24 protein-coding genes are annotated in these 24,234 nt (G+C 67.1%); 17 read left to right on the forward strand and 7 right to left on the reverse strand.

Annotated features, from left to right (window positions below; translation table 11 throughout):
- The first annotated feature begins 26 nt into the window (after positions 1-26).
- The 4 genes from F5544_RS20025 to F5544_RS20040 are packed head-to-tail and all read left to right on the forward strand — an operon-like array spanning position 27 to position 4,904.
- Positions 27-1,796, forward strand: coding sequence for an ABC transporter substrate-binding protein (locus F5544_RS20025; RefSeq protein WP_167474596.1), 1,770 nt, complete (start codon positions 27-29; stop codon positions 1,794-1,796).
- Complete coding sequence (locus tag F5544_RS20030; RefSeq protein WP_167474597.1) at positions 1,796-2,776, forward strand: ABC transporter permease; 981 nt, start codon at positions 1,796-1,798, stop codon at positions 2,774-2,776. The genes F5544_RS20025 and F5544_RS20030 overlap by 1 nt, the downstream gene beginning before the upstream one ends.
- The gene (locus F5544_RS20035) at positions 2,773-3,852 is read left to right on the forward strand and encodes an ABC transporter ATP-binding protein (protein WP_167474598.1); all 1,080 of its coding nucleotides are present in this window, start codon (positions 2,773-2,775) and stop codon (positions 3,850-3,852) included. Before F5544_RS20030 ends, F5544_RS20035 begins: the two co-directional genes overlap by 4 nt.
- On the forward strand, positions 3,849-4,904 hold the full coding sequence (locus tag F5544_RS20040; RefSeq protein WP_167474599.1) for an ABC transporter ATP-binding protein: 1,056 nt from the start codon (positions 3,849-3,851) through the stop codon (positions 4,902-4,904). Before F5544_RS20035 ends, F5544_RS20040 begins: the two co-directional genes overlap by 4 nt.
- Before the next feature lie 19 nt (positions 4,905-4,923).
- Here F5544_RS20040 and F5544_RS20045 read toward each other — a convergent pair whose 3' ends face one another.
- Complete coding sequence (locus F5544_RS20045; protein ID WP_167474600.1) at positions 4,924-5,775, reverse strand: class I SAM-dependent methyltransferase; 852 nt, start codon at positions 5,773-5,775, stop codon at positions 4,924-4,926.
- 143 nt (positions 5,776-5,918) lie between these two features.
- Here F5544_RS20045 and F5544_RS20050 point away from each other — a divergent pair, with 143 nt between their 5' ends.
- Positions 5,919-6,386 (forward strand): MarR family winged helix-turn-helix transcriptional regulator, encoded by a 468-nt coding sequence (locus F5544_RS20050; RefSeq protein ID WP_167474601.1) that lies wholly within the window; start codon positions 5,919-5,921, stop codon positions 6,384-6,386.
- Between the two features lie 2 nt (positions 6,387-6,388).
- The gene (locus F5544_RS20055; RefSeq protein ID WP_167474602.1) at positions 6,389-6,805 is read left to right on the forward strand and encodes an organic hydroperoxide resistance protein; all 417 of its coding nucleotides are present in this window, start codon (positions 6,389-6,391) and stop codon (positions 6,803-6,805) included.
- Here the strand turns inward: F5544_RS20055 and F5544_RS20060 are convergent, their stop codons facing one another.
- Positions 6,806-8,383 carry an alpha/beta hydrolase gene (locus F5544_RS20060; protein ID WP_167474603.1) on the reverse strand — a complete coding sequence of 526 codons (1,578 nt, stop codon included), beginning with the start codon at positions 8,381-8,383 and terminating at the stop codon, positions 6,806-6,808.
- 272 nt (positions 8,384-8,655) lie between these two features.
- Here F5544_RS20060 and F5544_RS20065 point away from each other — a divergent pair, with 272 nt between their 5' ends.
- On the forward strand, positions 8,656-9,537 hold the full coding sequence (locus F5544_RS20065) for an alpha/beta hydrolase (protein WP_167474604.1): 882 nt from the start codon (positions 8,656-8,658) through the stop codon (positions 9,535-9,537).
- A 1-nt stretch (position 9,538) separates the two neighbouring features.
- On the opposite strand, the gene F5544_RS20070 is transcribed toward F5544_RS20065, so the two are convergent.
- The 3 genes from F5544_RS20070 to F5544_RS20080 form a co-directional block, all read right to left on the reverse strand.
- Positions 9,539-9,700 carry a hypothetical protein gene (locus F5544_RS20070; RefSeq protein WP_167474605.1) on the reverse strand — a complete coding sequence of 54 codons (162 nt, stop codon included), beginning with the start codon at positions 9,698-9,700 and terminating at the stop codon, positions 9,539-9,541.
- Between the two features lie 19 nt (positions 9,701-9,719).
- Positions 9,720-10,622, reverse strand: a complete 903-nt coding sequence (locus F5544_RS20075) for a DUF5753 domain-containing protein (protein WP_167474606.1) — start codon at positions 10,620-10,622, stop codon at positions 9,720-9,722.
- Positions 10,623-10,777: 155 nt separating this feature from the next.
- The gene (locus tag F5544_RS20080; protein WP_167474607.1) at positions 10,778-11,290 is read right to left on the reverse strand and encodes a flavin reductase family protein; all 513 of its coding nucleotides are present in this window, start codon (positions 11,288-11,290) and stop codon (positions 10,778-10,780) included.
- Positions 11,291-11,538: 248 nt separating this feature from the next.
- On the opposite strand from F5544_RS20080, the gene F5544_RS20085 reads away from it, so the two are divergent.
- The 9 genes from F5544_RS20085 to F5544_RS20125 all read left to right on the forward strand — a co-directional run bounded on the left by F5544_RS20085 (position 11,539) and on the right by F5544_RS20125 (position 21,604).
- Positions 11,539-13,161: an amidohydrolase family protein gene (locus F5544_RS20085; protein ID WP_167474608.1), complete on the forward strand. Its 1,623-nt coding sequence runs from the start codon at positions 11,539-11,541 to the stop codon at positions 13,159-13,161.
- Positions 13,158-14,702, forward strand: coding sequence for a phenylacetate--CoA ligase family protein (locus tag F5544_RS20090; protein ID WP_167474609.1), 1,545 nt, complete (start codon positions 13,158-13,160; stop codon positions 14,700-14,702). The genes F5544_RS20085 and F5544_RS20090 overlap by 4 nt, the downstream gene beginning before the upstream one ends.
- A complete protein-coding gene (locus F5544_RS20095) occupies positions 14,699-15,148 on the forward strand; it encodes a DUF4188 domain-containing protein (RefSeq protein ID WP_167474610.1) in 450 nt (149 codons plus the stop codon). The genes F5544_RS20090 and F5544_RS20095 overlap by 4 nt, the downstream gene beginning before the upstream one ends.
- The gene (locus F5544_RS20100) at positions 15,145-16,221 is read left to right on the forward strand and encodes a hypothetical protein (RefSeq protein WP_167474611.1); all 1,077 of its coding nucleotides are present in this window, start codon (positions 15,145-15,147) and stop codon (positions 16,219-16,221) included. The genes F5544_RS20095 and F5544_RS20100 overlap by 4 nt, the downstream gene beginning before the upstream one ends.
- Positions 16,218-17,171, forward strand: a complete 954-nt coding sequence (locus F5544_RS20105; protein ID WP_167474612.1) for a nitroreductase — start codon at positions 16,218-16,220, stop codon at positions 17,169-17,171. The genes F5544_RS20100 and F5544_RS20105 overlap by 4 nt, the downstream gene beginning before the upstream one ends.
- 157 nt (positions 17,172-17,328) lie before the next feature.
- Positions 17,329-18,264, forward strand: a complete 936-nt coding sequence (locus F5544_RS20110; protein ID WP_167474613.1) for an ABC transporter substrate-binding protein — start codon at positions 17,329-17,331, stop codon at positions 18,262-18,264.
- On the forward strand, positions 18,251-19,126 hold the full coding sequence (locus F5544_RS20115) for an amino acid ABC transporter permease (RefSeq protein ID WP_167474614.1): 876 nt from the start codon (positions 18,251-18,253) through the stop codon (positions 19,124-19,126). Before F5544_RS20110 ends, F5544_RS20115 begins: the two co-directional genes overlap by 14 nt.
- Positions 19,119-19,886, forward strand: a complete 768-nt coding sequence (locus tag F5544_RS20120; RefSeq protein ID WP_167474615.1) for an amino acid ABC transporter ATP-binding protein — start codon at positions 19,119-19,121, stop codon at positions 19,884-19,886. The genes F5544_RS20115 and F5544_RS20120 overlap by 8 nt, the downstream gene beginning before the upstream one ends.
- Entirely contained in the window at positions 19,883-21,604 is a 1,722-nt protein-coding gene (locus F5544_RS20125) for an aminotransferase class V-fold PLP-dependent enzyme (RefSeq protein WP_167474616.1), read from the forward strand. Before F5544_RS20120 ends, F5544_RS20125 begins: the two co-directional genes overlap by 4 nt.
- On the opposite strand, the gene F5544_RS20130 is transcribed toward F5544_RS20125, so the two are convergent.
- Together F5544_RS20130 and F5544_RS20135 are read right to left on the reverse strand one after the other, a co-directional pair.
- Positions 21,585-22,145: a putative immunity protein gene (locus F5544_RS20130; protein ID WP_167474617.1), complete on the reverse strand. Its 561-nt coding sequence runs from the start codon at positions 22,143-22,145 to the stop codon at positions 21,585-21,587. The two genes, F5544_RS20125 and F5544_RS20130, sit on opposite strands and share 20 nt — an antisense overlap.
- Before the next feature lie 84 nt (positions 22,146-22,229).
- A complete protein-coding gene (locus tag F5544_RS20135; protein ID WP_167474618.1) occupies positions 22,230-23,123 on the reverse strand; it encodes an alpha/beta fold hydrolase in 894 nt (297 codons plus the stop codon).
- Positions 23,124-23,221: 98 nt separating this feature from the next.
- Here F5544_RS20135 and F5544_RS20140 point away from each other — a divergent pair, with 98 nt between their 5' ends.
- Entirely contained in the window at positions 23,222-24,112 is an 891-nt protein-coding gene (locus F5544_RS20140; RefSeq protein ID WP_167474619.1) for an aminoglycoside phosphotransferase family protein, read from the forward strand.
- Positions 24,113-24,234: the final 122 nt, after the last annotated feature.

Consider the following 24,234-nt stretch of genomic DNA (forward strand, 5'->3'; position numbering starts at 1 on the left):
GGCGGCAGGAGTAGTCAGGATCCGGAATGAAGAGAACGCATATCGCGCGGGCGGCCGCGGTCGCCATGGCGGCCGCGCTGGCGGCCGCGGGTTGCTCGGCCGGTGGCACCAATGTCGGTGGTAGCAATCAGCCGACGGTCACACAGAACAAGCTCACGCTGGACCCCGACGGCAAACAGTCGAACGGTCCGGCCGCCGACGCACCCGGAGCGAAGAAGGGCGGCAAGCTCAACCTGACTTTCCGCGTCGACTTCCAGCACTACGATCCGGCCAAGATCTACAACTCGCCGGACGATGAGGTGTTCAAACTCCTCAACCGCCGCCTCACCGAATTCCGGCAGGGCGACGACGGTTCGATGGCGCTGGTCGGTGATCTGGCCACCAACACCGGTGAGGCATCCGACGGCGGTAAGACCTGGAAGTACACGCTGAAGGACGGCGTGAAATACGCCGACGGCACACCGATCAAATCGCAGGACATCAAGTACGCCATCGAGCGCACCTTCGATACGAGGTTCGCCACGGGGCCGTCGTGGGTCCAGCTGTGGCTGGTCGGGAAGGACGATTTCCACTCGGTCTATCCCGGCCCGTACTCCGGTCAAGAGCTCGGATCCGACAAGATCGAGACCCCGGACGACAAGACGATCATCTTCCATCTGGCCGAGCCGCAGTCGGATTTCCCGTTCGCCGCATCGATGACCCAGACCGTTCCGGTGCGCAGGGACCGGGACGCCAAGCCGGACGACCTGGACGCCAACGGTCTCGGCGATATGATCACCGGCCCGTACAAGATCGCCGCGCACGACGTCGACAAGACGCTGACCCTGGTGAAGAACCCGAACTGGGATCCGAAGACCGACCCGGTGCGGCATCAGTACGTGGATGAGATGCATTTCCAATTCGGTGTCAAACCCAAACAAGAGACCGACCAGCTGAAGGCGGATATCGATCCGAACGCCGCCGCGCTGTACAGCGGTATCGACGTCGATCAGGTCCAGGCCATCATGCAGGACCCGAATCTGAAGAAGCGCACGGTGGACAACCAGACCGGCGCGGTGCAGATGTTCTCCATCAATACCGCCCGGGTCACCGATGTGAACGTGCGCAAGGCCATCGCCATCGCGTTCCCGAAGCAGGACGTCGTCACCACCCAGGGCGGCCCGTTCTTCGGCGATATCGCCACCACGATCGGTCCGCGGACCGCGCTGGGTTACGCACCGCAGCCCAACCCGTTCGGTGTCGGCAACAATGGTGATCCGCAGAAGGCGCGGCAGATCCTCACCGACGCGGGCAAACTCGGCTACACGGTGAATGTGGCCTGGGATTCCACCCCGACGGCCGACCGGTGGGGCGACCCGATCAAGCGCGGACTGGAAGCCGCCGGTTTCAAGGTCAACCTGAATCCGTTGCCCGACAAGGGCTTCTACGACGCCATCAAATTGCTGAGCAATCCGTATGACGTGATCTGGAACCAGTGGAGCCCGGACTGGCCGACCAATCGGACCGTGTACAGCGCGCTGTGCTACGGCGGGGCGGTCATGGAGGGCGGCAACAACTTCGCCCAGCTGAAGGACAAGAAGGTCGACGACGAGATCAACCACGTCCAGGCGATCCAGGACATCAGCGAACAGGGTAAGCAGTACATGCCGCTGGATCAGCTCATCCAACGGGACTACGCGGCGGAGATCCCGCTGGTGTACACGCGCAAGCAGATGATGTTCGGCTCGAAGGTCGGTGGCGTGCGGATGGACGCGATCACCACCACCCTCGACCTGTTCAACGTCTACCTGAAGTGATGCTGGCCTTCCTCGTCCGCCGCATCCTCGGCGGCCTCGCGATCCTGTTCATCATCTGCGCGAGCACCTTCATGCTGTTCTATATCGCTCCCGGCAGCAATGTCGCGAGGCTGGCCTGCGGCAAGACCTGCTCGCCCGAGCTGATCGCCGCGGTCGCGCATCAGATGGGCGTCGACAAACCGGTGTGGCAGCAGTTCCTCGAATATCTCGGCGGGATCTTCGCCGGGCGCGATATCAGCGATACCCATTGCGCGGCACCGTGTTTGGGCTATTCGTTCCACAATCGCCGCCCGGTGCTGGACACCATCCTGGATCGCCTGCCGGTCACGCTGTCGCTGACCATCGGCGCGGTGGTGATCTTCCTGACGGTCGGCGTCGGCCTCGGCATGCTCGCCGCACTGCGCAAGGGCAAGCTCTCCGACAAGGTCGGCATGGGTTTCGCGGTGGTCGGCGGGGCGCAGCAGATCTTCGTGCTCGGCCCGTTCCTGTTGTTCATCTTCGTGTATTCCACACACATCATGAACGTGCCGAGCTATACGGCGTTCTTCACCGATCCGGTGAAGTGGGCGACCGGACTGATCCTGCCGTGGGTCTGTCTGGCCATCATCACCACCGCGTACTACGCGCGGCTCACCCGCTCCTCGATGGTGGAGGTGCTGAACGAGGATTACGTCCGCACCGTGCGGGCCAAGGGGATGGGTCCGGCGAATATCTATGTGAAGCACGCTTTCCGGGGCGCGATGAGTCCGATCGCCACGCTGCTCGGCCTGGATATCGCCGTGCTGCTGAGCGGGGCCATCATCACCGAGACGGTGTTCAATCTGCCGGGGGTCGGCCAATTGGCGGCCAACTCCGTGCTGGATTCCGATCTGCCGGTGATGATGGCGGTGGTGCTGTTGGCCGCGACCGCCGTGGTGGTGGCCAATATCGTCGTCGACATCATCTACGCGTTCATCGATCCGAGAGTGAGATTGGGATGAGCATCGCGACCCGAGCCCAGCGGGAGGAGTCGGTGACCACTGCACGCAGCGTCATCCTTTCGATGCGAGATCTCAAGGTGCACTTCCGAACCGAGGACGGCGTCGTCAAGGCGGTGGACGGGCTCTCATTCGACCTCGCCCGCGGCCGGACGCTCGGCATCGTCGGCGAATCCGGTTCGGGCAAGAGCGTCTCCACCATGGCCATCCTCGGCCTGCACAACCGGGCGAAAACCACCATCGAGGGCGAGATCCGTTTCGAGGGAACGGATCTCGCCGGAGCCGACGAACGGACCATGCGGCGTTTCCGTGGCAAGCGGATCTCGATGATCTTCCAGGATCCGCTCACCGCGCTGTCGCCCTACTACACCGTCGGCGATCAGATCATCGAGACATATCGCCGCCACACCGGCGCGAACCGGAAGGCGGCGCGGGCGCGGGCGATCGAAATGCTCGCGAAAGTCGGTATCCCGCAACCGGAACGGCGTATCGGCGACTACCCGCACCAGTTCTCCGGCGGTATGCGGCAGCGGGTGATGATCGCGATCGCGCTCTGCTGCGATCCGGATCTGCTGATCGCCGACGAGCCGACAACGGCCCTGGATGTGACGGTGCAGGCGCAGATCCTGGACCTGTTGCGGGAACTACAGGCCGAATTCGATACGGCGATCATCCTGATCACCCACGATATGGGTGTTGTCGCGCAGATGGCCGACGACGTGCTGGTGATGTACGCGGGCCGTTGTGTGGAACGGGGTTCGGTGCGTGAGGTGCTGAAAACCCCACGGCATCCGTACAGTTGGGGGCTGCTGTCCTCGATTCCGCGTCTGGGCGGGGACGTCGACGCGCCACTGCATCCGGTGCGGGGCACCCCGCCCAGCCTGATCGATGTGCCGCCCGGCTGCCCGTTCCATCCGCGCTGTGATTTCGTGGAAAAGGTTGGCGGCCAACGGTGTATGACCGAGCGACCCGAAATCGGCTCGGCCACCGAACGCGGGTCGGCGTGTCATCTGTCCGACGGGGATGCCGACCGCGTCTTCGCCGAACAGATCCGGCCGACGCTCGGGACGGCGTCATGACCGAACAGATACTGTCCCAGGCGATTTCGCCGGGTATCGGCGACGGGCCGCTGCTCACCGCGACCGGGCTCGAGATGCATTTCCCGATCCGCTCGGGCATCCTGTTCAAGCGGAAGACCGGCGTGGTTCGCGCCGTCGACGGCATCGATCTGAGCGTATCCGCGGGCGAGGCATTCGGTCTGGTCGGCGAATCCGGTTGCGGGAAGTCGACAACCGGCCGAATGCTGGCCAGGCTGCTGGAACCGACCGCGGGCACGATCACCTACAACGGTCAGGACATCACTCATCGCAGCCGCCGCCAGTTGGCGCCCATCCGGTCCGAGATCCAGATGATCTTCCAGGATCCGTACTCCTCGCTGAACCCGCGGCAGACGGTGGGGAAGATCATCGCCGCGCCGATGGAGATCAACGGCATCGACCCGCCGGGCGGCCGTCGCGAACGGGTGCGGGAACTGCTGGCGACCGTCGGCCTGAATCCCGAACATTTCAACCGCTTTCCGCACGAATTCTCCGGCGGTCAGCGCCAGCGCATCGGCATCGCCCGCGCGCTCGCGCTGGAGCCCAAGCTGATCGTCGCCGACGAACCGGTGTCCGCGTTGGACGTATCCATTCAGGCGCAGGTGATCAACCTGCTGCAGCGACTGCAACGCGAGCTGGGGATCGCCTTCGTCTTCATCGCGCACGACCTTGCGGTGGTGCGGCATTTCAGCGAGCGCATCGCCGTCATGTACCTGGGCAAGATCGTCGAACTCGCCGACCGCGCCGATCTTTACACCCGCCCGCAGCATCCGTACACCCAGGCGCTGCTGTCCTCGGTGCCGGAGGCCGATCCAGACAGCGTCGGGCAGAAGGAGCGGATCCGCCTGGCGGGCGATGTCCCTTCGCCGATCAATCCGCCGTCCGGCTGCCGTTTCCGCACTCGCTGCTGGAAGGCCGAGCATATCTGCGCGGAGCAGGAACCCCCGCTGCTGCAACTCGGTGGCGCCGCCGAAGGCCATCTGGCCGCATGTCACTTCCCGGAACCCCGGCAGGTCGTCGCACCGGACTCGTGACCTCGGCTCGGCGGGCCGACTAACGGTCCTTGATCGCGGACAGTGCGTATAGCAGCGGTATGCGGGCATCGTCGGGCGGCAGGCGCCACCAACCGGATTCCTCGTCGCGGATCATTCGGTCGAATCGCGGCCAGGGGATGAGTTCGCTTTCCCGCAGCCGCGTGATGGTCAGGCCCGCGCCGACAAGGGCGGTGACGACCTCGCCGAGGCCGTGGGCCCATTCGTAGACCGGAGCCGCGTCGGGCGGCAGCGCGGGGCCGTCGGTGTAGGTGTGGGTGCCGTCGTGTTCGAGGGGACCCCGGCCCGCCAGATAGTCGTTGCGCAACAACAACTCCTGCCGGTTCGGGTCGGGTTTGGGGCCGAGTGAGGTGAGCACCGGATGGAATTCGACGATGTACACCAGGCCGCCGGGCTTCAGCAGTTCGGCCAGGATCGCGGCCCACCGCTCGAGGTCCGGTAGATAGCACAGCGCGCCTTTGCCGGTGTAGACGATGTCGAAGCGGCGGGCGCCGAGGGCCGCGACCGCGTCGTATACATCGGCCCGGACATAGTCCACCTCGACGTGGTGCTGGTCGGCGATGCGGCGGGCATGGTCGATGGTCCGTGCCGAGAAGTCGAGTCCGACGGTGCGGGCTCCTCGCCTGGCGAACGCGATCGTTTCCGTGCCGAGGTGGCATTGCAGATGGGCCAGGTCGCGGTTTGCCAAGGGGCCCAGGTCATTCCATTCGAACGGGGCGAACCACCAATCCGCGGGTGTCGCGCCGTCCGCACCGTAGAACCGCGACGCCGCGTGGATGGGGGCGCGGGCGTCCCAGTTGCGTTCGTTGGCGCGCATCAGTTCGGTTGTGCCGGAGTCGAATTCGCTGTTCATCTGGGCTCCTGCCGGGTAGCGGCCGTCGAACAAGGGATACCACAGCCGCGGCGCCCCGCGCGCGTCACCTGTGCGCTGGATCACAAACAGATAGATTGTGCACAATTGAATTGGGCACTATGTTGGCTGGTGGAGGCGATCGGATGGACGAGTACGACGGGTTGCGGCTCGATCGGCAGTTGTGCTTCGCGCTGTACGCCGCCTCCCGGGCGGTGACCAGGTTGTATCGGCCACTGCTCGACGAACTCGGCCTGACCTATCCGCAGTATCTGGTGATGCTGGTGCTGTGGGAGCACGGGCCGATGACCGTGAAGGATCTGGGCGTGGCGCTGGAACTGGATTCCGGGACGCTGTCGCCGCTGCTCAAACGGCTGGAGTCGACGGGGCTGATCGCCAGGTCGCGCTCCGCCGACGACGAACGGTCGGTGCGCATCGCGCCGACGGAATCCGGTGTGGCCCTACGTGATCGGGCCAAGGACATCCCGCTGCGGGTGGCCTGCGCGACCGGACTCGAACTCGCGGAGGCGGCCGATTTCCGTGACCGCCTGCGTGCCATCGCCGAATCGGTGGGCCACCACCGGCTGGCGCTCGACGAACCCAACGAGGAGTAATCATGCAAGCCCTGTACACCGCGAAGGCGACGGCGAGCGGCGCGGGCCGCGCCGGACACGTCCAGTCCTCCGACGATGTGCTGAACTTCGACCTCAGCGTGCCGAGCGGACTCGGCGGCGCCGGTGGTACCGGCACCAACCCGGAACAGCTGTTCGCCGCGGGCTACGCCGCCTGCTTCCACGGCGCGCTGCAGGTCGTCGCCCGCCGCGAGAAGGTGAAGCTGGAGAATTCCACCGTCACCGGCGAGGTGTCGATCGGCAAGGTCGGCGAGGGTTTCGGACTCGCCGTCGCGCTGACGGTCGAACTGCCGGGTGTGGAGCGCGCCGAGGCCGAGAAGCTGGTGGCGGCCGCGCACCAGGTGTGCCCGTACTCCAACGCGACCCGCGGCAACATCGACGTCGAGCTGAACGTCGCCTGATCAGGAAGGCGTTGCCGCGCAGCGGGTTCCGTGCGCGGGAACGGTTCCGTTGAAGAAGTAGTCGTGGACGATGCCGTCCACGCAGGCCGAACCCTTGCCGTAGGCGATGTGGTCGTCGCGCTCGTTGACGACCAGCACCGCGTCGGCGAGGTTTCGGGCCACGTTCTCCGCCGCGGCCAGCGTGGTCGCGGCATCGCCGGTGTTGTTGATCAGCACGATGGTCGGCGCGCCCGCCGCTTTGAGCGCATGGATCTTCAACGACGGCGCCACCGGCCAGAAGGTGCATTCCGCACCGCGATAGACGCCCGCGACGCCGAACAGCGGCGAAACCACCCTCGCCTTCTCGGCCTCGCGGCCCAGCTTGTCGATGATCTCGGCATCGGATTTCGAACGGTACTTGGCCGGATCCCCGTTCATGCACTGCACCGCGGAAAACGCGTAGGGGCTGGTTGAAAACTTGCCCGCCGCATCGCGTTTCAGGTAGGCGTCGGCGAGCGCGGCCAGGCCGGAGCCGTCGCCGTGTTCGGCATCGGCGATGGCCTTGTCGAGTATCGGCCAGTCATCGGTGCTGTACGTGGCCTGGAAGACGCCGTACAGCGCCAGATTGGAGCCGAGTTTGCGGCCGTCGGGCAGCGCGATGGGATCGGCCTCGACCCGATCGATCAGCGCGCGCAGATTCGTCATCGCGACATCGGGATCGGCGCCGACCGGGCAGCTCGGCCGGGCGGCGCAGGCGCCGAGAATGGTCTGTACGGTCCGCTCGTCCTGGGTGAGTTCGCCAGGAGTTGGCTGGAATTCGTCATCGGCGTCACCGGACGCATCGTTCTCACCGGGATCGTCGATGGAATCCAGCAGCATGCGGCCGACCCGGTCCGGGAATTGATCGGCGTAGAACTGGCCGACCCGGGTGCCGTAGGAAAAGCCGATGTAATTGAGTTTGTCCTCGCCGAGGCTGGCTCGCATGACATCCATATCCTTCGGGATGTTCTCGGTGCCGACGAAGCCGAGCAGTTTTCCGGCATGGTGCCGGCAGCCTTCGCCGTAATGTTTGAGCGCGTCGACGACTTTCCGGCGTCCCGCGTCGTCGGTCGGCGTGAAATCGGTGGCCAGATAGTCGTCCATATCCTTGTCGGACAGGCAGACGATGCCCGCGCTGCGACCGACGCCGCGCGGATCCCAGCCGATGATGTCGTAGCGTTCGCGCAGCGGGCGCAGCGTGGTGTCGTTCTCGTTGAGCGCGTCGAGCGTGCTGTCGAAACCCGAGACGCCCGGTCCGCCGAAATTCGCGGTGAGCACGCCGATCCGGGCCGCCGGATTCGTCGCGGCCAATTTCACCAGCGGCATCGTGATGGCGGCGTCGCCGGGGTGCTGGTAATCGATCGGCACTCGAATGGAACCGCATTCGGCGCCGGGATGATCCGGGCACGGCTGCCATTCGATGTGCTGGGACTGATAGTCCGCGAGGGTGGCGAGCGGTTGCGCGGTCCCGCCGTGCGTCGAGTCGCCGGATTTTCCGGAGTCCGAACATCCCGCGGCGAGCGCGAGCGCCGCGACGGTGAGCACGATCCTGATTTTCATCGGGTCCTTCCAGGGCGGGCGGTGGAACGGACTCAACCACGGTGTGCGTGAGAACTTCGTGAAGCGGGTCGCCAAATGCATGGTAGCCACAGGTTCACTGAAAACTTCTCATTTCGATTGTTGGCGCGGCGGTCGCGGAATTTGCGGCGTTGCGAACAGCGGCACCCCAAGATCGGCGGCATGCGTGACGAATTCTGTTGCACTACAACGAAATTGTGAGGTTATCCAGAAATGTTGTTGCAGCATCGGCAACGCTGCTGGTAGCGGTGGCGATGTCCGCCTTACCATTTCGCGCGGCCGCCGAAGCGCCGCGTCCGGTCGCCGAGACGTCGCTCGGCGGCTCCGCCGTACAACTGGACGTCTACTCGCCCGCCATGGGCCGGGTGATCACGAATCGGGTGCTGCGCGCCGCGGGCCCCGCGCCGACCGTATACCTGCTCACCGGTATCGGCGGTGGCGTCGACGGCATCTCCTGGTGGGACGACACCGATGTGGTGCGCTTCTTCGCCGACAAACACGTGAACGTGGTGATGCCCGTCGGCGGCGCGTTCAGCCTGTACACCGACTGGCTGGCCGACGATCCGGTGGTCGGGCGCAACCGCTGGCAGACCTATCTGACCCAGGAATTGCCCGCCGTCATCGACAGCCACCTGAACGCGACGGGCCGCAATGCCGTCATCGGGGTTTCGATGAGCGCGGGCTCGGCGGTGGACCTGGCGATCCAGGCGCCCGACCGGTACCGGGCCGTCGCCGCGCTGAGCGGCTGTCCGTGGACCGCGGATCCGCTCGGCACGGCCATGGTCAGCGCGCAGGTGCTGCGCGGCGGCGGCAATCCGCTGAACATGTGGGGGACGCCCGGTACGGACGGCTGGCGCGCACACGACGCGTTCGCGCACGCCGAAACGCTCGCGGGCAAAGCGGTGTACCTGTCCGCCGCCACCGGCATTCCCGGTGCGATAGACCGAGGCGGCCTTGCCTTTCCGCCGATCGAGGCGATCGCGAGCAGCTGCACCACCGCCTTCGCCGCTCGCCTCGCCGCCCTCGGGCTACCCGCCACGCACATCAATCGTCCGGAGGGCGGCCACACCTGGGGCCAATTCGAAACCGACCTGCACGACGCCTGGCCCCACCTGGCCCCCGCCCTTAATTCGTGAATCACGGCCTGCGCCATATCCGGAACGTGGTCGCGATCATGCCGCTGGCCGCGAACAACACCGCCGCGCCCGCGTTGCCGAGCACGACGAGGGCAACCGTCGCCACGGTGATCACGACGAGTGCGGCCAGGTCGAACCAGAGTGTGCGTCGTTGAAATGGCATATCGGACGTCTCTCCGTATTCAGGGTTCACGCAGCAGTTCGCCGAGTCGCAGCAGCGATTTCGGCGGTGTGTGGGCCATGGTCGACAATCGGTCCGCGACGATGAGGAACCGCTCGGTATCCGACTGGTCCGCGAGGTAGCGGGAACCGGCCATCTCGTGCAGGCGGACCACGTCCGGCATGCTGTTCTCCCGGAACCGGAAATAAGTGAACGAGCCCGTTACGAATGCGGGCCCGCACGCGGTGTCCGGCACGATCTGCAGGACCACGTGCGGCAGCGACGCCAGCTCACGCAGCTGCTCGATTTGCTTGCGCCACACGGTATTTCCGCCGACCCGCCGTCGCAGCGCGGCATCCTCGACGATCAGCCAGACCCTCGGCGGGTCGACGCGGGTGATGATGATGCGATGCGCTAGTCGGGCGGCGAGCATCGGCTCGAATTCCGCGTCCGGCAGCACCGGCTCGGCCAATCGCAGTGCGGCACGGGCGTATTCGTCCGTCTGGAGCAGCTCGGGGACGAGTCCCTGTTCATAGCGACGCAGTGTCTCCACCGGCTCGAGGTCGAGCAGCGTGCCGAAGCCCGAGCCGAGCGTCTCATCGTCGAAATGGCAGCAGCCGGAACCGTTTACCTGTGGTACCCAGGCCAGATACGCCGAGAGCTCGGACGGTGCGACCCGGTATAGCGTCAGCAGGTTGCGAACATCCTTCTCCTGGAAGCGGATCAGGCCCGCCTCCAGGCGGCTCACCTTGGAGTCGGAGGCGAAGATCGCCGCACCCGCCTGTTGCTGGGTGATGCCGCGGGCCTCGCGCAGGCGGCGCAGCCGCGCGCCCAGGAACAGTGGTAACACGGTTGACCTGCCGGGCTTTTGGCGTCGGCCGATGAGTTCGAGCCTGCCTTCGAGACCACTCCGTGAGGTTGCCACCGCCAGAGTTTGACACGCCTCGCGGCGGCTTGGGCAGGCTGCGGTGAACTTGCTTCTGCAATTGCAAATCGACGAACATCCGGCGAATGATCGCGATCCGCGCGCGGACGTTCCGGATCGCGTTGCGCGCCCGCGCTTTCGGCGCGGGTGCCGGATCAGGCGGGTTGACCTGGGGAGATGTGGGCGACGGCGTGATAGCGCAGCGCGGTGCGGGCCGAGGCGGGTGCGCTGGCGGCGACCGGGGCGAGCAGGGTGCCGACGTGGTCGCCGAAATCGGTGCGGTGCACCACTTCACCGACGAACCAGCCCGCGGCCGCCGCGAGCACCGGCACGCCGTAGGGGCCGTAGCGCCACTGGCAGTGCGTGAACTTGTCGACCTCGACGCCGGATTCGCCGCCGAACAGCCGGGCCAGTGCGACGTTGCGCCTGCTGATCAGGTGGACGGCGAGGTGGTCCGCACGGGCGGCGACGCCGAAGGTGTAATTGTTCTTCGACAGGCCCACCAGGAAGCGTGGCGGTTCGATACTGGCCTGCGCCGTGAATCCCACCAGACATCCGGCCTTGTCCTCGTCCGCGGCTGCGGTGACGATCCACATGGGAAAGTCGGCGGCGGCGACGACCGCGTCGAAGGCGTCGCGGACCGCTGCGGTCGGCTCCTGGCTACCCATCGGATGACCTCGGCTCGTGATCAGCTGGTGCGATCACTGTATCGGTGCGACGGGGCCCGGTGATACCGGAAGCGCCGGGGCGGCTGCGGAGAAACTCGCGCCGAATCGAATTAGCGTGGGCAGCAACATATTTCGAAATACGCATGGTGACTGAGTAGTAGTACCTATCCGATTCGGGTAGGCACACCGGTCCGCACGCACCCCTCGTCGGCGAGGCTCGATACAACGAGAACGGGAGGAGTGGGGGCGTGCCGAAGAGGTTGTTCACCGCGGGCACCGTCTGGTCGGGGGCGGACTGCCTGCCGCATACCGGATGGCTGCTGATCGGCGACGGACGGATCGAGCGGGTCGGCCGCTCCGATGAGCCCGCGCCCGCGGCGGACGAGGTCGTCGATCTCGCGGGCCGCCACGTGCTGCCCGGATTCATCGATACGCATTCGCATCTGTCGGTGGCGGCGCTCGTGCGCGACGGAATCGACGGCGCGGCTTGGCATTCCGTCGCGACGGCGCTCGCCGCGATCGGCGCCGCCGCGGCCGCGCGACCCGAGCTGCCCTGGCTGCTGTGCTGGAATTCGACGCCGCACGAATGGCCGGAGTCGCGACTGCCGACCGCGGCCGAACTGGATGCGGTCGCGCCGGGCCGCCGGGTGCTGGTGAGCGGTGTCGATCTGCATCGCGGCGCGGCGTCATCGGCTGCGCTGGAAGGATTTTCGCCGAGATCGAAGGACGGCGACGTCGGGCGCGGGCGCCGCACCGGGGAGGTGTGGGAGGCGGCGTACGGCGCAATCCTGCACCGCGCGCTGCGCGACCTCGAGCTCTACCGCCGCGACGCCGGTGCGGAACTGCTCGCGATCGAGGCCCGGCGGCAGCTGGCGTGCGGAATCACCCACGCACACGATCCGTTCGTCCCGCCCGCCGGACAACCGGCGCTGCCGCGGTTGGCCGGACGGACGCCGCTGCGGCTGTCGTGGGCGACCGGATCCCCGGCCGGAATCCTCAATCCGCCAGGGGATCCGGCGTCGGCGCCCGACGGACCGTACGGTGCGGCGGGCCGCGAGGTGAAGATCTTCCTCGACGGGGCCGACCGGTGCGCGCTCGAATTGCCGATGCGTGCCGTGCCAGGCCTGGTCGCGGGCACCGTGCGCGAGGCGCTGCGGCACCGCGGCTGCGGGCCGGTGCGCGAAGGTATGCGGCAGGCCGTGCGGATGCGCGCGGGCCGGGTGCGGATGCCATATCTGCGCTACACCGACGCCGAATTGCGCGAGACGCTGGCCGCGTACGCCGCGTCCGGATTCCGGATCCGGTTGCACGCCTTGGGAAATCTGGCGGCCACGCAGGCGGCGCTCGCGCTGCGCACCGTTGGCGTCCCCGCGGGTACGGTGACGGTCGACCATCTGACGGTGCTGGACCGCCGCACCGCGGATCTGGTCGCGACCGGCGGCGCGTACGCCGCCGTGCAGCCCGGATTCCTGCCGCGGTTCGGACCGCAGTTCGTGCGTCTCGGCATCGACCGGCATCGCGCGATTGTCGGCGCCCGGATGCTCGCCGCCGCGGGCGCGCCGGTGGTGTTGAGCTCCGATCATCCGTGCGGGCCGCTGGATCCGCTCGGCAACCTGCGCACGGCGGTCGGCAGGCGCGGGCGCGGCGGCGCGGTGGTGCAGGCCGATCAGGCGCTCGCTCCGGCGGCGGCCGTCCGCGCCGCCACCGTGACGGCCGCAGCCTCCCTAGGCATTCCGGATCGCGGCGCGCTGTCGCCGGGGCAGGCGGCCGACCTGGTGATCTGCGACGGCAACCCGTTCGATCCGGCTACCCGCGTCACCCAGACCTGGGTCGCGGGCGAAAAGGTTTGGCAAGAAAGGAAATCGGCATGACAGCCGCGACACCGCGCGAACGTTGGCGACTGGTCCGGCTGCGGACCTGCTCGGCGCTGCTCGCGCTCGTATACCGCACGGCCACCGCGCGTCCGGTGCTGTGGCGGTTGATGGTTCGCACATTCCGCCCGTCCTTCGCGCGGCTGGCCGCCGCGCAGGCGGTGGCGGCCTGCCGGTCGGCGGCCGTCGACGTCCCCGCCTATCGCGACTTCCTGGCCCGCTCCGGAGTCCGGAAAGCCCAGCGGCTGCGGGACTTTCCGGAGACCGACAAGCGTAACTACGCGGGCGCGTACGACGAGGAGAGCCGGTGCCACAACGGCAGGCTGCACCGGGCGGGCGTGGTCGTCGACGAGTCGTCGGGTTCCACCGGCAAGCCGTTCAACTGGGCGCGCGGCCCGCGCGAACTGGCATCGATCTACCGCAACGCGGCGGGCTACGTCGAAATGGTCTTCCCGGGCGAGCGTCTGTTCGTCATCAACGCCTATTCGATGGGTGCGTGGGCGACCGGCACCACCACCGGCGCGGCGATGACCCGCATCGCGATGGTGAAGAACACCGGCCCGGATCTGGCGAAGATCGTCGACACCCTCACCCACTTCGGCCCCGGCTACGACTACATCGTCGCCGCGTACCCGCCGTTCCTGAAGCATCTGCGCGATCGGCTGGACGAACTCGAATTCCCTTGGGACGCATACACGATCCGGGGAATGGTGGGTGGCGAGCCGATGACCGAGGCGCTGCGCGACTACCTCGAACAGCGCTTCACCCTGGTGCGTTCGGGCTACGGCGCCAGCGACCTTTCCATCGGTATCGGCGCCGAGACCGGGTTCACCGTCTGGCTGCGCAAACAGCTGACACACGATGAGGAGCTGCGGCGCGAACTGCTGGGGGAGCACGAGCAGCGGCTGCCGATGATCTTCCACTACAACCCGCTCGACACCTACCTGGAAACCAATGCGAACGGAGAACTGTTGTGCACCATCACTTCTCCGCACTGCGTGCAGCCGAAGCTGCGGTACAACGTCGGCGACGAGGCCCGGTTGCATACGCTGCCCGCCGTGCGGCAAGCGATCCGGCGCGACCCGGCCCGTTGGGTGCGCTGCCGCGACGCCATGGGCGGCGACCGGATGAACCTGCCGCTGCTGTTCCTGTTCGGGCGTAAGGACAGCACCGTCTCCTACATGGGCGCCAATCTCTACCCGCAGGATATCGAATACGGTCTGTACCAGGGGAATCCGCATGCCGACCGCATTTCGCGGTTCTGCCTGTCGCTGGAGGAGCTGCCGGATCTGGAATCGCGCCCGGTGGTGAATCTCGAACTGCGCGACGGTCTGCTGGATGCCGCCGCGCGAGACCGGTTGGCGGACAGCTGCCGTCGCGGAGTCCTCGACCATCTCGCCCACGTCTCCCGCGATTTCGCCGAATCGCTGCGCGAGGATCCGGCGGCCGCCGATCTGCGGGTGCGCTTGTTCGCGCCCGGCGCCGGGCCGTTCGCGGCCATGACCAAGCTCAAGAACACCTACCTCGTGGAGCGACCGTGAGAACCGCCGACTTCAGCAGGACCCCGCCGCAGGGACAGGCGACCGCGATGTTCATCGGCGCGACCCGCTACCGTGGCCCGCTGTCGATCATCACCCTGACCCGCACCTGGTTCCGGATGGTGCGCGATATGCGGCGAATGCGCGGATACTGCTGGCACAAGGTGTATTACGAATTCCCGCTGACCCTCGGCACCATCGCGTTCTTCACCGACCGCGACGCGATGCTGCGCTTCGCCCGCAGCCGCCACCATCGGGATCTGATGATCTGGGTGACCGACGGCGCCAAGAACGCCAAGGGCGGATTCATCCGGCTCTACCATGCCGAGCCGGACGGTTACAGCAACGGCATCTGGCGGGCGGAAGGCAATGCCATGGCGCATATTCCGACCTTCACGCCGCTGTCCACCGAATCCGGGCCCGGCCCGGTGGTGGAGCGCCGCCGATGAACTTCCACCGAGTCGAGAACCGCAGGCAATTAAGGGAATTCATCGATCTGCCGGATCGCCTGCACGACGGCCGATACGTGCCGACGCTCCGGCAGACCATCTGCGGCTGGTATCGCGACGGCATCGGCCTGTACCTGCTGCGCGACGACGGCGGCAGGGTGGTCGGCCGGACCACCCTGCACACCGACGACGCCTTCGACGCGAAACTCGGCCGCCGCCCGCAGCTGTTCGGGCTCACCGAATTCGCGCCCGGCGCCGAGGTGCCGCTGTTCGCCGCGATCTGCGCCGCGGGCCGGGCGGCCGGGCGGTCCAGTGCATTCGGCCCGGTGTCGTTGCTGCCCAACCAATCCGGTGGCGTCATCACCTCGGGCTACGGCGAGCGTGGATTCATCGACAGCGCATGGAATCCGGACCGCTACCCGGCGGCGTACGAGGCGAACGGCTTCACTCGGCGTTTCGAGTCCGACACCTGGGTCTGTCCGGTCACGGCAGATCCCGACACCGTCTTCCGGTTCGACGAATCACGCTTGGCCGCAGAGGAATTGGTGCTGCACCGGGGCGACAGGAAGAATATCGGGGCACAGCTGCCGATGCTGCGTGCGATGCTCAACGACGCCTTCGCCCAACTCGGTTACTACACCGAGATCTCCGCCGAGCAGCTGGCGGCCCAGACCGATGGGCTCGCCTATCTGCTCGACGAATCGCTGCTGCTGTATCTGACCAAGGCCGGTCGCCCGGTCGCCTTCGTGCTGTGCGTGCCGGATATCTCCGAATTCGTCAGCGCGGTGGGCGCGAATCTGAACCCGCTCAACCAGATTCGGCTGCTCGCCACCCGTTCCAGGTACCGCCGCGACGCCGTGCTGATCGTCAAGGGCACCGTGCCGGGCGAGCAGGGGCACGGGTATATGCGCTATCTGTCCCGCGAACTGCTGCGCAACCTGCGCGCCGGCGGCTACCGGCGGCTGCGCAGCACCTACGTCGAACACACCAATCCCGGTTCCGCCGCGCATTTCCGGGCGATGGGCGGGCGGCCGCTGCACGGATACACCTTCTACGAAAAGGATCTGGCATGACGCGCCGCTTCGACGCGGGCGCCCTGCGCGTGCTGGAGCCCGATTTCCGGCGCGCCCCGAGCGCGCACAACACCCAGCCGTGGACGCTGGCCTACCGCGACGATTGCATCGAAATCGGCTGGGATCCAGCCCATTCCCTGCCCGCGAGCGATCCGAACGGGCGGGATCTGCTGCTCTCGCTCGGCGCGTTCGTCGAATGCTGTCTCATCGTGTGCGCCGACGCCGGATTGTGTGTCGGATTCGAGGCCGATCGGGCCGAGCGACGCATCGGATGGTTGGTCCCCGCCGCCTCGCGGTATGAGACATCGTTCACCACCGCCGACATCCGGTGTCGTGCCTCGCATCGAGGCGCATACCTGCCGGGGACCATGGACGAGGCCTCGGCGGTTCGCCTCGCCGATATCGCGACCCCGGCCGGACTTCGGCTGCTTCCCGGCGCTGACTTGCGAAAGCTGTTGTACGAGGCGGATTTCGAGATGTTCGGCAATCCGTCGGTCGTCGGTGAACTGCGGGAGTGGTTGCGGCTCACCCCACACCACCCGAACTACCGCCGGGACGGCCTGACCGATCGGGCGCTATCCCTTTCCCGCTCGGAGGCGTTCGGGTTGCGGCTGGCCCTCGGCGCGTATCCGGCACTGCGCCGCGCCGGATTGCCGAGACTGCTGGCCGCCGCATCGCGTGGCCCGCTGGACGACGAGTGCGAGGTGCTCGTCCTCATCGGGCCACCGGACGAGGCGGACACTGTCGCGGTGGGCCGTGTCCTGCTGCGGATCTGGCTCACCCTATCCCGCGGCGGCTACGCGACCCATCCGCTGAGTCAGCTCATCGATTCGGCACGGACGCGCGAACAGCTCTCTCGCGCAATGGGAATCGATGATCCGGCGCGCCTGCTGCACATCGCCAGGGTGGGCAGGCCCGCCGCGACGCCCGTTCGATCCCACCGCCGTTGATCGGCGCCCGACCCGGTATCCGAAGACCAGCGCGCGACAGTCTGTGATCCTTCGCCGCCGCGTAGTTCGGTGACGTCACCGTAAATTTCAACAACCCGTTGACCTCTTCAACAGCTAGAGGTAGCGTCGCGGCAAATCTAGAGAGTGGAGGTCCGCGATGTCGCGAAACCTTGCGCTGCGCGGGGCGCTGCTGGCGGGTGTGGTCGGATTTCTTGCCGCGTGCGGGGGCGGCCCGGACGGCGCGGGGGGTACGTCGCCGGGCGCGGCCGTCGCGGACACCGGAGCGATCATCGGCGCGGTCACCAAGGATCCGGGGCTGAATGCCGCACTGCCCCAGTCGATCACGCAGTCGGGCACGCTGCGCCTCGCCTCGAACATCCAATCGGCGCCGAACAACTTCTACGCCGCCGACGGTAAGACCCCGGTCGGCTACGAGGTCGATATCGCCAAGGCCATCGGCGCGAAACTCGGTGTCGGAGTCGGTTATCAGGACATGGCCTTCGGCTCGCTGATCACCTCGCTGGAATCCGGCCGCATCGATCTGACCATGGCGGCGATGAACGACACCAAGGCGCGGCAGGAGCAGATCGACTTCGTCGACTACTTCACCTCCGGCATCACGATCATGATCCGCAAAGGCAACCCGGACGCCATCGGCGGACCGGATGCGTTGTGCGGCAAAAAGGTCGCGGTGGTGCAGGGCACCAGCCACCAGAAGTTCGCCGAGGAGCAGAGCGCGAAGTGCGCACAGGCGGGCAGGCCCGCGCTGGAGGTCACCGCGACCGACAGCGACAACCAGAACCAGAATCAGTTGCGCACCGGCCGGGTCCAGGCCATCCTGAACGACCTGCCCAGCGCGGTCTACATCGCCCGCACCGCGGGTGACGGTAAATACTTCGAGGTGGTGCCGGGTGAGCCGATCAACGGGGGACCGTACGGGATCGGAGTGCGCAAACAGGATCGGCCGTTGGCCGAGGCGGTGCGAAATGCGTTGAACGCGTTGATATCCGACGGCACCTACGGGAAGATCCTGCAAGCCTGGGGTGTGCAGCGGGGTGCGGTCAAGGAGGCCGTGATCAATGGCGGAAGCTGAGCTGCCCATTGTCCGGCTCAGCCACTGGGGGCGCTGGGTCGCGGGCGCGGTGATCATCGCGCTGCTGGCGCTGCTCGCCGTCGCACTCGGGAACGCGCAGATCGAATGGCATCGGGTGCCGGAATTCCTCTGGTACCGGGTGATGTTCACCGGCCTGGTGAATACCCTTGTGCTGGCGGTGCTTTCGCAGGGCGTCGCGATCGTGCTCGGTGTGCTGATCGCGCTGCTGCGGCGCAGTGCGAACCCGGTGGCCAGCTGGTTCGCCGCGGGCTACATCTGGCTTTTCCGCGGTCTGCCGGTGCTGCTGCAGATCCTGCTCTGGTACAACCTGGCGCTGGTCTTCCCGCAGATCTCCATCCCGTATCTCTTCCACGCCCAGACCAACGTGCTGATCAGCGCGTTCACCGCCGCCTTCCTCGGCCTGGCGCTGAACGAGAGCGCATATATGGCCGAGATCGTGCGCGCGGGCCTCAACAGCGTGGACAGCGGACAGGCCGAGGCGGCGAAATCGATCGGGATGACGCCGGCGGTGACGCTGCGCCGAGTGGTGCTGCCGCAGGCCATGCGGGTGATAATCCCGCCCACCGGAAACGATTTCGTCAACATGCTGAAGGGAACGTCGATGGCGTCGGTGATCGGCGTAACCGAACTCGTGCACGCGGCCAACAACATTTCGTCCAACAACCTGCTCGTGATGGAGACGCTGATCGCCGCCGCCTGCTGGTACATGGTCGTGGTGACCGTCGCCGGCATCGGCCAGCACTACCTGGAGCGCGCATACGGCACGGCCGAGCGTGGACCGCTGGTACGTGCCGGAAAGGCCTTGCGCGGTGCGCCATTGGTGCGGAGCGGCCGTGCCTGAACCACTGCTGCGCGCGGTGCGCGTGCGGAAAAGCTACGGCGCCAACGAAATTCTGCGCGGGATAGATCTCGAGGTGTACAAGGGGCAGGTGGTTTGCCTGCTCGGGCCGTCCGGCGCGGGTAAGAGCACCTTCCTGCGCTGTGTGAACCATCTGGAAAGCATTGACGGCGGCCAGATCTGGGTCGACGGTGAGCCGATCGGCTTCCGGCTGCGCGGTGGCAAACTCCACGAATTGCGCGAACGCGAGGTGGCGCGCCAGCGTCGCGATATCGGCATGGTGTTCCAGCGGTTCAACCTCTTCGCGCACCGCACCGCGCTGGAAAACGTTGTCGAAGGACCGATCCGGGTACTCGGCGCGGATGCGGACGCCGCGCGGCGGCAAGGTTTGGAGCTGCTCGACCGGGTCGGGCTCGCGGATCGGGCCGACGCCTATCCGGCCCAGTTGTCGGGCGGGCAGCAGCAGCGGGTGGCGATCGCGAGATCGCTGGCCATGCGCCCCAAGCTCATCCTGTTCGACGAACCCACCTCGGCGCTCGATCCGGAACTGGTCGGCGAGGTGCTGGAGGTGATGAAGACATTGGCCGACGAGGGGATGACCATGGTCGTCGTGACGCACGAAATGGGTTTCGCGGCGGAGGCCGCGGACGAGGTGGTCTTCATGGCCGATGGTACGGTCGTCGAAACCGGGCCGCCCGCAACGGTTTTCAGCGAGCCGAAACACGAACGCACCCGGCGGTTCCTCGCCAGGATCCTGCGGTGAAGCCGCAGCGGATCTCGCCGCGCTACCTGCTGCAGTTCGACGAGCCCGCGGGATATCTCGACTTCGCCCGGTTCGGGCCGCCCTCGCACGCCGTGCTGGACACCACCGCGAACCTGCTGCACGAGGCCACCACCGCCGGGCCGTCCACCGTCGACGATCTGATGCGGCAGGAGATCAGGGCCAAGGCGGCCGTCGCCCGGCTGGCTGGTTCGGACACCGATCACACCGTGCTGCTCCCGCACACCAGCCTCGGCCTGTTCCAGGCGGCGTTCAACTACGGCGGCGAGGTGCTGGTGTCGGCGGCCGAATTCCCGGCCAACACCTACCCGTGGGCACGCGCCGAGCAGGCGGGGCGGCTGGTCGTGCACCGGTTGACCGGCGGATACGTCACCGCCGACCGGGTCGCCGCCGCATTGACCGATGACGTCACCACGGTCAGCGTGAGTGCCGTCGATTTCCGCACCGGCTACCGCGCCGACCTCGCCGCGCTGCGCGAGGTGATCGGCGACCGGCTGCTCGTCGTCGACGGTATCCAGGGATTCGGCGTCGTCGACGAACCGTGGCAGGTCGCCGACATTCTGGTGGTGGGCGGCCAGAAATGGTTGCGGGCCGGATGGGGGACCGGGTTCGCGGTGCTCTCGGACCGGGCGCTGGAAAGAATGGATCCGGTGCTGTCCGGCTGGTCCGGCGCGCGCGATCCCGGACTGTTCGACGACGAGATCCATCCGCCGGACGCCACCGCGGCGGGCTGGTCGCTGTCCAACCTCAGCCCGATCACCTCCGGGGCGTTCGCCGCCGCGCTCGAACTGGTCGAACAGGCCGGGACCGCCGCCATCGCGGCCCGGATCGCCGAGCGGATCGGCGAATTCTCCGATGTGCTCGCCGATGTCGGCGCACAGGTGGTCTCCGCGGTCGAGCGGCGGGCCGGAATCCTCGCCTTCACCGTGCCGGGCCATTCGGCCGCACAGGTCGGCGCCGCGCTCACCGCGGCCGGAATCGCCGCGACGGTGCGGCCCGAACACGTGCGCCTCTCGCCGCACGCCTCGACACCGGCGGCCAGCGCGGAACTGCTGCGCGCGGCTCTGGAAACACTGCGCAGGCCGCCGAAAACAGTTGTGCCGGTTGCCACTTCGGCCACCCGGGAGGTGCTGGCCGCATTGGCGCCCGCCGTGCCGGGCCTGGCCGCGATGCTCGGCCCCGGTAACGAGGTGCTGCTGCACGACCTGAGCCGCCTGCCGGATTCGATCATCGCCATCGCGGGCGATCTGACCGGTCGCAGCGTCGGCGGGCCGATGACGGATCTGCTGCTCGGCCTGGTTCGCCGCGGCACCACCCAGGACCTGACCAACTACCGCACCCACGGTCCCGACGGCCGCCCGATCCGTTCGTCGACGCTGTTCCTGCGCGACGACGCGGGGGTCGCGATCGGCTGCCTGTGCGTCAACAGCCTCGATACGGCCGCACCCACCGACGGCGCAGGCGCACCGGAAACCTTCCCGGCCGACGTCGACAGCCTGCAGCGCTACCTGGTGGACCGGGCGGTGGGAAAGGTCGGCATCCCGGTGGATCTGATGAAGAAGCGGCACAAGGCATCCGTCGTCCGCGAACTGGACGAGGCCGGTTTCTTCCTCATCAAGGATGCGGTGGACCATCTCGCCGGGCGGCTCGACGTCACCCGCTACACGATCTACAACTACCTCAACGAGATTCGGGCGTGAGGCGGTCGATTGCCAACCGCCGCAACGCCGTATCGAGCTCCCGCCACAGCTCGCCGACCCGGCCGCGACCACCCGGCGGTTCCGGATAGCGCATCAGGACGCCGACCACGGTCGCGTCGGCCGAATCCGTTGCCTTCGCGATGTATTCGGCACCGATACGGTGATCATCGCCGGCGTCCAGTTCGAATGCCCGGGCCGCGTGCGCGGCCGACATGAGGATGTGACCGCCCTGGGTCGCCTTCGCCAGCGGATGCAGATACGCGGCCCCGCCCGCATGTCCGGCGGCGAGCGCCGCGTCGGCCGCCGCCGCGTATCCCAGCTCTCGCGCCTCCCGGGCGGCCCGGTGCGCATCGAACGCGGTCGTGCGTATCGCCTTCGTCCGCCTGCCGCCGGTGGCGAACTCGCGCACCGCGTCGAGCACCGCCCTGGCCCGCGGATCCGCCGGACGGTCGCGCTCGAAGATCGCCGAAGCGGGTTCCGCGCATGCCACGGCATAGCCCGCGATCGCACGCAGTTCGGCCGTGCTCAGTTCGATATCCATGCTGATCAACAATATCGTTGAACAACCTATTGGGACTTTTCGGCAGTATCGGCAGGACAGCGCGGCAAAAGCTTCAAATCGGGATTATGCGGAGACCGCCGCCAGTTCGACGAGCCGTGCGCGGACGATATCCGGGCGTTCGTCGGCGATGAAATGACCGCAGCCGGGGACGGCTTCGAAGGTGTAGTCGTCGGCCATGGCGGTTTCGGCGGCGGCCATGGAGTGGTGGATGGCGGTGTCGTCGAGGCCGAACAGCGCGCGGATCGGGATCGTCGGCCTGCGGCGCTCGGGATTGCTTGCGGTGCTCCGGAGTTCGTGTAGCCAGAAGGTCCGGTAGGTGTCGGTGGCGGCGCGGGCGGAGACCGGGTCGCGGAAGCTGTCGGCGAAGGCGTGCACGATTTCCGGGGTTACCGCCTCCCGGTTGGTCATGGCGCGCGATATCAGCCATTCGAGCACCGGTGTGTGGCGTTGCAGCGGCACACCCAGGGTGGCGACGAGCGGTTGATAAAGGGCGAAGCGCCAGAGGTGGCGCAGCGCAGTCGATTTCGGCACCCAGGGATGCGAGATGTTCAGGGCCAGATAACCCTCGAAGCGCTCCGCTGCCCGCAACACCATCCGATAGCCGATGTAGCCGCCCCAATCGTGGCCGACCAGCAGCACCCGCGGCAACTCCAGAACATCCAGTAACGCAAGGACATCCGATGCGACATCGTCCTTGGCCCACCGATGCGGCGCGGGCCCGGACCAACCGTATCCGGGCAGATCCGGTGCGATGACGCGCATTCCGTCCGGCGGGTCCGCGAGCAGGTCGCGATAGGCGTAATGGTGCTGCGGCCAGCCGTGCAGCAGCAGCACTGGACGTCCGTCCGCCGGTCCTGCCTCGGTGATATGGAAGCGCACGCCGCGGGCCTCGACGAAATACCTGCGCACACCGGGGATATTCGGTGGCTGGGAACTAGCGGTACCGGTATCTGCCATGTGCCAACCGTAATTGGGCGAGGCCGCCGCCGAAACCGCCCGTGGGCGGAGGCGATGGCAGCGGGAAAATCGATGGACAGGGCTGAGATGCTCGACGGGTGATCGTTGTGCCGGAGTTCTTCGCCGACCGTTTGGTCAAGATGGAGCCTGCGTCCCGGGATTGGCTCGACGGACTGCCTGAGCTGGCGGCCCGATACGCCGACCGTTGGCAGCTGCGTTTCGATGGGGCGCCGATGCACGGGTACGGGGCGCTGGTGCTGCCCGCGGTGCGCGCGGACGGAACCGAGGTGGTGCTCAAACTGGGCTGGCAGACACCGGAGACCCGGGACGAGCCGGCCGCCCTGGCCGCGTGGCAGGGCCGGGGTGCGGTGCTGCTGCTCGACAGCGACGCCGAGCACGGTGCGCTACTGCTCGAACGTCTCGATCCCGCAAGATCTTTGGACAAGCACCCGATCCGGGAAGCGGAGCGGATCATCGCGGAGTTGTTGCGCCGCCTGGCAATTCCCGCGCCGCCGGGCATCTCCCGGGACCTGCGCACCGAATCAGAACATTGGATTGAACAGCTCCCCAAGGACTTTCATCGTCTCGGTGCACCCTTCCCGCGCATCCATCTCGACGCCGCCGTCGATATCTGCCGCCAACTCGGCCCGACGGCCGACCATCTCCTGGTGAACGAGGACCTGCACTACGAGAACGTCCTGGCGGGCGCCCGCGAACCCTGGCTCGTCATCGACCCGCAACCCATCGCCGGCGACCTCGAATTCACCATGCTGTCGCTCCTGTGGAACCGCGAACACGAATCCGACCTCGCCCACCGCTTCGCCACCATCGTCGAAACCGCCGCCCTGGACCCCGACAAGGCCCGAGCCTGGACCCTCGTCCAATGCGCCCGCAACTGGCTCTGGTTCGTCGAGGACGAGGACTACACCGACTTCGGCTACGCCGCCGTCCAAACCATCATGCCCTGGATCTTCACCCACCTCCCCTGACCCGCAGACCGGTACCCCCTATCGGACAACGGCTTTCGCCTTCGGGCCGGGGCCGCCGCTTGTCCGCGCTCGCCGGATTCGGATGCGAAGCACCCGTGCGAGCGGTCGGCACAATTACCATG

This window comes from Nocardia arthritidis (assembly GCF_011801145.1).
GTDB lineage: Bacteria > Actinomycetota > Actinomycetes > Mycobacteriales > Mycobacteriaceae > Nocardia > Nocardia arthritidis_A.